At 74.3% G+C, this 1,900-nt stretch carries 2 protein-coding genes; one reads left to right on the forward strand and one right to left on the reverse strand.

The window, feature by feature from the left end; all coding sequences use genetic code 11:
- Positions 1-132: 132 nt before the first annotated feature.
- Positions 133-1,155, forward strand: a complete 1,023-nt coding sequence (locus tag Q0L15_RS21205; RefSeq protein ID WP_296606728.1) for an alpha-amylase family glycosyl hydrolase — start codon at positions 133-135, stop codon at positions 1,153-1,155.
- A gap of 589 nt (positions 1,156-1,744) precedes the next feature.
- Here the strand turns inward: Q0L15_RS21205 and Q0L15_RS25060 are convergent.
- A partial coding sequence (locus Q0L15_RS25060) for a glycosyltransferase (RefSeq protein ID WP_366939633.1) occupies positions 1,745-1,900 on the reverse strand: 156 nt, incomplete at its 5' end.

Genomic DNA, 1,900 nt, shown 5'->3' on the forward strand with positions numbered 1-1,900 from the left:
GCGCGACCGGCTGGACAGCTGCATCGGCTGCGGCTGCCTGAGCATGAAGACCTGCGCGCTGAGCAACCCCGCCGACGAGGCGGCCGAGTGGGGACCCGGCCCGGTCTTCCTCGAGCCGAGGGGCGCGCACCGGTGACGCTGCTGCACGAGCCGCACCACGACGGCTCGCCGATGTACGTCGCCGAGGAGGCGCCCGCCACGGGGTCCGAGGTGCTGGTCCGGATGCGCACCAGCGCGACCGACCCCGTCGACCAGGTCTGGGTGCGCACGACGTACGACGCGGAGCCGACGTACCACCCGTGCGTGGCGACCTCCCGCGACGAGCACACGGTCTGGTGGGAGGGGCGGTTCCCGGTGCACAACCCGGTGACGCACTACCGCTTCTTGCTCGCGAGCGCCCCTCGAGACGGACAGAGCGAGCAGCGCTGGCTCACCGGCGTCGGCGTGGTCGAGCACGACCCGCCGGACGCGTTCGACTTCCGGATCAGCTCCCACCACGCGCCTCCGGACTGGGCGCGCGACGCCGTCGTCTACCAGGTGTTCCCGGACCGGTTCGCGCGGTCGGCAGCGGCCGACGAGCGCGAGGTGCCGCCGTGGGCGGTGCCGGCGGACTGGGACGACGAGGTCGTGTTCGAGCCGTTCGACCCGCGGACGCCGCTGCAGTACTACGGCGGGGACATCGACGGGATCACCGACCACCTCGACCACCTGGCCGAGCTCGGCGTCACGGTCGTGTACACGACGCCGGTCTTCCCCGGCGAGAGCAACCACCGCTACAACGCGTCGACGTTCGAGGAGGTCGACCCGCTGCTCGGCGGCGACGCGGCGTACGTCCGGCTGGCCACCGCCGTGCACGAGCGCGGCTGGCGGATCCTCGGCGACCTCACCACGAACCACACCGGCGACACCCACGAGTGGTTCGTCGCCGCGCGTGACGTGGAGGGCGCACCGGCCCGCTCCTTCTACTACCTGCTGCCCGACGGGTCCTACGAGTGCTGGATGGGCCACGGGACGCTGCCGAAGCTCAACCACGCCGACCCCGCGCTGCGCACGGCGATGGTCGACGGGCCCGACTCGGCGCCATCGACGTCAACCACGAGGTCGCCCGGCTGGTCCGCCGCACCGCGGAGGCCGAGCGCCCGGACGCGTTCGTGATCGGCGAGCACAACCACGACGCGTCGACGGACCTGGACGGCGACGGCTGGCACGGCACCATGAACTACTCGGGCTTCTCCTGGCCGGTGTGGTCCTGGCTGCGCGACCCGGACTCCCCCGCGCGGCCGTTCGGCCGGCCCGTGCCGGTGCCGCGGCGCAGCGGGCCGGTGGTGGTGCACGGCCTGCGCGAGTGGCAGGCCCGCTACGGCTGGCGGGCGACGACGGCGTCCTGGAACATCCTCGGCTCCCACGACAGCGCCCGGATCCGCCGACGTCCACCGGGTCGCGGCCGGGCTGCAGTTCACGCTGCCCGGGGTGCCGATGCTGTTCGCCGGCGACGAGATCGGCCTCGAGGGCGTGAACGGCGAGGACGCCCGCCGGCCGTTCCCCTGGGCACACCCGGAGGCGTGGGACGACGCCACGCTCGCGGCGTACGGCGGGCTGGCGCGGCTGCGCCACGCCCACGAGGCGCTGCGTCGCGGCGGCCTGCGCTGGGCGCACGTGACCGACGACCTCCTGGTGTTCGTGCGCGAGCACCCCGCGGGGTCGGTGCTCGTCGCCGCCCGGCGCGCGGCCGCGCCGGCGCACCTCACAGCACCGAGCGGTAGACCTCCACCGTCCGCTCGGCGATGGCGTCCCAGGAGAACGACTCGATGGCCCGGGCTCGACCCGCCCGGCCCATCTCCGCCGCCCGCGCGGGGTCGGAGACGACCGACGTGAGCGCCTCCGCGAAGTCGGCGACGTA

Source organism: Nocardioides sp., from assembly GCF_024509035.1.
Classification (GTDB): Bacteria; Actinomycetota; Actinomycetes; order Propionibacteriales; family Nocardioidaceae; genus Nocardioides.